Raw genomic sequence first — 4,825 nt, forward strand, 5'->3', positions numbered from 1 at the left:
ATCAGATGACGTTATGCAAGCGTTAGACAACGCATGAGGCATGAATGGCCATTATTTTAGGAGTCGATCCCGGCTCCCGCATTACAGGCTACGGTGTGATCCAATGCCAAGGCCGTCAACAGATTTACCTTGGTAGTGGCTGTATTCGAACCTCTGCTGATGATTTACCACAACGATTACAACAAATTTATGCAGGTTTATGCGAAATCATTACCCAATATAAACCAGATGAGTTTGCTATTGAGCGGGTATTTATGGCTAAAAATGCTGATTCAGCCTTAAAGCTTGGTCAAGCCAGAGGCGCGGCAATTGTTGCAGCTACTTGTGCTGGACTGCCCGTTGCGGAATATAGCGCAACTCAGATTAAAAGTGCTGTAGTGGGCACTGGCCGAGCTCAAAAAACGCAAGTTCAACATATGATTAAGCAATTACTTAAACTACCTGCTTCACCTCAAGCTGACGCGGCTGATGCATTAGGGGTAGCAATATGCCATTTTCATACTTATCAAAGCCTTATCGCTATGGGCGGTAAAGCTAGCAGCAGAACATATGGAAGATACAAATGATAGGTCGTCTAAGCGGAATATTAGTAGAAAAGCAAGCGCCTGAAGTGGTGCTTGATGTCAATGGCGTCGGTTATGAGTTACAAGTGCCGATGACCAGCTTTTATGAATTACCAGCGTTAAACCAAGCTGCTATGTTATTTACTCATTTTGTGGTGCGTGAAGATGCTCAGCTACTTTACGGTTTTATCACTAAACAAGAACGTGCATTATTCCGTTTATTGATTAAAACCAATGGCGTTGGGCCTAAACTGGCATTAACTATTTTGTCGGGTATGACAGCGTCGGAGTTCGTGTCATGTGTTGAACGTGATGATATTGCGACTTTAGTAAAACTGCCTGGCGTTGGTAAGAAAACCGCAGAGCGTTTGGTGATTGAAATGCGTGATAAGCTTAAAAGCTTACTTGAAGCTTCTGCAGGTTCAGAGCGCGAGTTTATGCTGCAAAGTAATTATACTCCAGCAGCGGCTGTTGATAGTGCAGAAGAAGATGCCATTTCAGCTTTATTGTCGTTAGGTTATAAACCAGCTCAGGCCAGCAAGTCAGTTTCTGCGGCTTTTAAAGAAGGCATGAGTTCAGAAACGCTAATTAAAGCTGCATTAAAATCAATGCTATAAATATGATATGCATAAACAGGGTACGTAAAAATGATTGAAGCTGATCGACTAATCCAACCGCAGGTACAAGGTCAAGATGAACTGATTGATCGTGCTATGCGCCCTAAAATGTTGGATGAGTATACCGGTCAAGATGATACTCGAGCTCAGCTTAAGGTTTTTATTCAAGCCGCGATAAATCGTCGTGAAGCCCTCGATCACATGCTGATTTTTGGTCCTCCAGGTTTGGGGAAAACAACGTTAGCCATGATTGTGGCTAATGAAATGGGCGTGAATATCAAATCCACTTCTGGCCCTGTGCTTGAAAAAGCGGGTGATTTAGCGGCATTATTAACCAATCTTGAAGAAGGTGATGTGCTGTTTATCGATGAAATCCATCGCTTAAGCCCTGTAGTGGAAGAAATTCTTTATCCAGCAATGGAAGATTACCAACTGGATATTATGATTGGTGATGGTCCAGCCGCGCGTTCAATTAAATTGGATTTACCGCCATTTACTCTTATCGGCGCCACGACTCGTGCTGGTGCATTAACCTCGCCATTGCGGGCTCGTTTTGGTATTCCATTACGTTTAGAGTTTTATAACGTCGTAGACTTAACCACAATTGTAACTCGTTCAGCCAACGTAATGAATCTTGAGATTGATGAACAAGGGGCTATTGAAATTGCTAAACGTTCACGCGGAACTCCGCGAATTGCCAATCGATTATTACGTCGAGTACGCGATTATGCCGAAGTAAAACATGACGGTAAAGTGTCTCAAACAGTGGCTGAATATGCATTGGATTTATTGGATGTAGATGACCAAGGTTTTGATTACTTAGACCGTAAATTATTATTGGCCATTATTGATAAATTTATGGGTGGCCCTGTTGGATTAGACAATCTAGCGGCAGCCATCGGTGAAGACCGCGAAACAATTGAAGATGTATTGGAGCCTTTTTTAATTCAACAAGGGTTTATTCAACGCACGCCAAGAGGGCGTATCGCTTCTCAAAGAGCCTATGATCATTTTAGTTTGGTTAGACCTGAAAAAGCTTAACCTGTTTATTTCTATTTTAGCCATACATTAACGACGTTCAGGTATACCGTCATTAACAGTGATGTGTTGGTACAAAATCTCGGTCATCAAAATAATAAAACCAGCTTATGCTGGTTTTATTATATCTAGCGTATCTAAAGTGTGCTTTAAGTAAAACTAATGCTGCAGCAAGGCAATATTAACCAAGTGCTTCGGTCGCCGATTTCTTTTGAATTAATTCGATTTTGTAACCGTCAGGGTCTTCTACAAAGGCTATTTCAGTTTTACCGCCAGCAACTGGGCCTGGGGCTCGAGTGATTTTACCGCCAGCAGCAGCGATGGCTTCACAGCGTGCATAAATATCGTCTTCGCCTATGGCCAAATGTCCAAAACCATTGCCTAAATCGTATGTATCGGTACCCCAGTTATAGGTTAATTCGATAACGGCTTGGCCTGTGGTTTCTTCACCAAAACCAACAAAGGCGAGGGTGTATTTATATTCTGAGTTTTCAGATTGACGCAGTAGCTTCATGCCCATCACTTGGGTATAAAATTGAATGCTGCGTTCTAGGTTGCCTACTCGGATCATCGTATGAAGTAATTGCGACATGATATGCTCTCTTATAAAAATTTATCTAAGTTTAACAAGCTCGGATGACAATGAAAATATTAGCGGTTGATACCAATAAAATTTTGCTTTAGCTCACATTTGTGAGGATATTTTTTGGGTTAAACGCTAAAAAGCGTTATTGTTGCCATATACACATTTGGAGGCAAGACAATGAATACAGAATTGAAAATGGCATTAGGTACAACTGTTGTTATTGCGATTTGTTTTAGTGCATTTTTTGTGTCGTTGTTTTAAGCGTCAGCAAAAAATAGATAGTCCCATTTGCGCCATCACGAAAGATGTATTGGATATTAATTGATGAGTTAATATCCAATATATTGATACAAAACCCCCAAAGTGCCTTCGGTGCTTTGGGGGTTAATCTTCTGGGTATACCTTGTCTTTAAACTCGCATAAATCTTCGATTATACAGCTGCCGCATCGTGGTTTTCGTGCTAAACAGGTATAACGTCCGTGTAGAATAAACCAATGATGCACATCTACTTTAAACTCGCTCGGCACCACTTTAAGCATATTCAATTCAACTTGGTCGACATTTTTGCCAGGGGCAAACCTAGTTCGATTCGCTAACCTAAAAATATGAGTATCGACAGCAATAGTTGGCCAGCCAAAGGCGGTATTGAGGACCACATTTGCTGTTTTACGTCCTACGCCTGGTAAAGCCTCTAATGCTTCACGATTCTCTGGTACTTCACCAGCATGTAAATCAATCAACCTTTTACAAGCGTTAATCACGTTAACAGCTTTGTTATTGTATAAGCCTATAGTTTTGATGTATTGCTTAAGCCCGTCAATCCCTAAGTCATATATTGCTTGAGGCGTATTGGCAACCGGAAACAACTTATCAGTTGCTTTGTTGACACTCACATCGGTTGCTTGTGCTGATAGCGTGACCGCAACGAGTAGCTCAAATGGACTCGAAAAGTTCAATTCAGTTTCAGGCTTAGGGTTATTGTCTCTTAATCTGCTAAGTATCTGGTATCGCTTATCTTTATTCATAATAATCGGTCATTTATCGTTAAGTTTACGGCCGCTCCAGATTAACTGTGCAGTCGTGTTAGTTGACTTTAGTGATCCGCGCACGCGTTACGCTAACACTTTCAACTTTAGGTTGCATGGCGTTAACTCGGCTATCGATGACATTTTTAAGGGCTATTAATAATCCCATGCCAATAAATGCTCCCGGCGGCAACATAGCCAATAAAAATGGCGTGTCCACATGCCATACATGAATGGTTAACACACTTGCCCAATCACCTAATAGTAAATCTGCACCGCCAAATAACGTTCCTTGGCCGAGCAATTCGCGGCTAGCACCTAAAACAACCAGTACAGCGGTAAAGCCTAAGCCCATCATTAATCCATCGAATGCCGAATGCGCTAATGAGTTACGCGAGGCAAATGCTTCTGCGCGGCCGATAATGACGCAGTTGGTTACAATCAAAGGTAAGAAAATACCTAATGACAAATATAAATTATAGGCATAAGCGTTGATCAGTAATTGCACGCAAGTAACAAGTGCGGCAATGATCATGACAAATACTGGTATACGAATTTCTTTAGGTACAAAATCGCGAACCAAAGAGACCAAAACATTGGAGCCAATTAATACCAACAATGTAGCGATGCCCAAACCTAGTGCATTGGTGATGGTAGCCGTAACAGCTAGTAGCGGACACAACCCTAATAGTTGCACTAAACCGGGGTTATTTTTCCATAGCCCCTGAGCTGCAATTTCACTGTATTTACTCATGGTTGGCCTCACAGGCATAATGACTTTGATAAAGTGCTTGGCGATGTTGTTCGACAAATGTCAGTGCATTGGCGATCGCTTTAACATAAGCACGCGGAGTAATCGTGGCACCCGTAAATTGATCGAATTGGCCACCATCTTTTTTTACTTTCCACATGTTGGTGTTGTCTTTAAATAATTTACCACTGAAATGAGTGACCCAATCAGATTTTCGCAGGTCAATTTTATCACCAAGCCCTGG

7 protein-coding genes are annotated in these 4,825 nt (G+C 41.7%); 3 read left to right on the forward strand and 4 right to left on the reverse strand.

Going from position 1 to position 4,825, the window contains the following annotated elements; all coding sequences use genetic code 11:
• Positions 1-44 precede the first annotated feature (44 nt).
• The 3 genes from ruvC to ruvB are packed head-to-tail and all read left to right on the forward strand — an operon-like array spanning position 45 to position 2,221.
• A complete protein-coding gene (gene ruvC / locus CXF78_RS10220) occupies positions 45-566 on the forward strand; it encodes a crossover junction endodeoxyribonuclease RuvC (RefSeq protein WP_011637638.1) in 522 nt (173 codons plus the stop codon).
• The gene (ruvA, locus tag CXF78_RS10225; RefSeq protein ID WP_011637637.1) at positions 563-1,180 is read left to right on the forward strand and encodes a Holliday junction branch migration protein RuvA; all 618 of its coding nucleotides are present in this window, start codon (positions 563-565) and stop codon (positions 1,178-1,180) included. The genes ruvC and ruvA overlap by 4 nt, the downstream gene beginning before the upstream one ends.
• Before the next feature lie 30 nt (positions 1,181-1,210).
• Complete coding sequence (gene ruvB / locus CXF78_RS10230; protein WP_102036714.1) at positions 1,211-2,221, forward strand: Holliday junction branch migration DNA helicase RuvB; 1,011 nt, start codon at positions 1,211-1,213, stop codon at positions 2,219-2,221.
• 178 nt (positions 2,222-2,399) lie between these two features.
• Here ruvB and gloA read toward each other — a convergent pair whose 3' ends face one another.
• The 4 genes from gloA to CXF78_RS10250 form a co-directional block, all read right to left on the reverse strand.
• Positions 2,400-2,810 (reverse strand): lactoylglutathione lyase, encoded by a 411-nt coding sequence (gene gloA, locus CXF78_RS10235; RefSeq protein WP_059743767.1) that lies wholly within the window; start codon positions 2,808-2,810, stop codon positions 2,400-2,402.
• A gap of 378 nt (positions 2,811-3,188) precedes the next feature.
• The gene (nth, locus tag CXF78_RS10240; protein WP_102036715.1) at positions 3,189-3,830 is read right to left on the reverse strand and encodes an endonuclease III; all 642 of its coding nucleotides are present in this window, start codon (positions 3,828-3,830) and stop codon (positions 3,189-3,191) included.
• A 58-nt stretch (positions 3,831-3,888) separates the two neighbouring features.
• Positions 3,889-4,584 (reverse strand): electron transport complex subunit E, encoded by a 696-nt coding sequence (locus CXF78_RS10245; RefSeq protein WP_102036716.1) that lies wholly within the window; start codon positions 4,582-4,584, stop codon positions 3,889-3,891.
• Positions 4,577-4,825: FMN-binding protein (locus CXF78_RS10250; protein WP_145991414.1), on the reverse strand; the 249-nt coding region annotated here is incomplete at its 5' end. The genes CXF78_RS10245 and CXF78_RS10250, both read right to left, overlap by 8 nt.

Source organism: Shewanella sp. 11B5 (assembly GCF_002836795.1).
GTDB classification, from domain to species: Bacteria; Pseudomonadota; Gammaproteobacteria; order Enterobacterales; family Shewanellaceae; genus Shewanella; species Shewanella frigidimarina.